We start from the raw sequence: 1158 nt of genomic DNA, 5'->3' as shown, positions 1-1158 counted from the left end.
CGGGCGGGCTGATGAGCTGGCGAAGTTGATCAGTTTGGAGAATGGTAAGGCGTTGGTCGACGCCCAGGGTGAGGTGGCTTATGCGGCGGAGTTTTTCCGCTGGTATGCCGAGGAGGCGGTCCGCGGTGATGGCCTGGTGACGACTGCGCCGTCGGGGGCGAACCGGATTTTGGTGGTGCGGCAGCCGGTCGGGGTGTGTGTGCTGGTGACGCCGTGGAACTTCCCGGCGGCGATGGCCACCCGCAAGATCGGTCCGGCGTTGGCGGCGGGGTGCACGGTGGTGTTGAAGCCGGCCAGTGACACCCCGCTGACCGCGTTGGCGATGGCGGCGATCCTGGCCGAGGCGGGGGTGCCGGCCGGGGTGGTCAATGTGTTGCCGTCGCGCAGTTCCGGCAGGGTGGTCAACGCGATGTTGGATGATCCGCGGGTGCGCAAGATTTCGTTCACCGGGTCGACCGAGGTGGGTCGGGTGTTGCTGGCCAAGGCGGCCGAGAGTGTGGTGAACACGTCGATGGAGTTGGGGGGTAATGCGCCGTTCGTGGTGTTCGCCGATGCGGATCTGGACGCGGCGTTGGACGGGGCGATGATCGCGAAGATGCGTAACGGGGGTGAGGCGTGTACGGCGGCGAACCGGTTCTATGTCGAGGCGTCGGTGGCCGAGGTGTTCGCGGTGGGGTTGGCCGAGCGGATGGCCGGGTTGCGGGTGGGGCCGGGTACGGATCCGGATACCCAGGTGGGTCCGTTGGTCAATGAGGACACGGTGGCCAAGGTGGACAGCCTGGTCCGGGCTGCGGTCGGGGCCGGCGCGTCGGCGGTGACCGGGGGACAGCGGCCGCAGGGCAAAGGTTTCTACTATCCGCCGACGGTGCTGAGCGGCGTCGCGCCCGATGCGGCGATTCTGCGGGAGGAGATTTTCGGGCCGGTCGCCCCGATCGTCACCTTCACCAGTGAGGAGGAGGCGGTGCGGTTGGCCAACGACACCGAGTACGGGCTGGTCGCCTACGTGTACACCCGGGACCTGTCGCGGGGGTTGCGGGTGAGTGAGGCGATCGAGGCGGGGATGGTGGGGTTGAACCGGGGGTTGGTCAGTGACCCGGCCGCGCCGTTCGGCGGGGTCAAGCAGAGCGGCATCGGCCGCGAAGGCGGACACGAAGGCCT

Annotated in this window: 1 protein-coding gene; it reads left to right on the top strand. The window is 68.3% G+C overall.

From position 1 onward, the window contains the following. Nucleotides 1-1158: NAD-dependent succinate-semialdehyde dehydrogenase (locus AB0M20_RS44900; RefSeq protein WP_364307727.1), on the top strand; the 1158-nt coding region annotated here is incomplete at both ends.

The organism is Actinoplanes sp. NPDC051633 (assembly GCF_040681735.1).
Taxonomy (GTDB): domain Bacteria; phylum Actinomycetota; class Actinomycetes; order Mycobacteriales; family Micromonosporaceae; genus Actinoplanes.
Note: the sequence above shows the minus strand (reverse complement) of the source record. Positions and strands in the feature narration are given on the sequence as shown.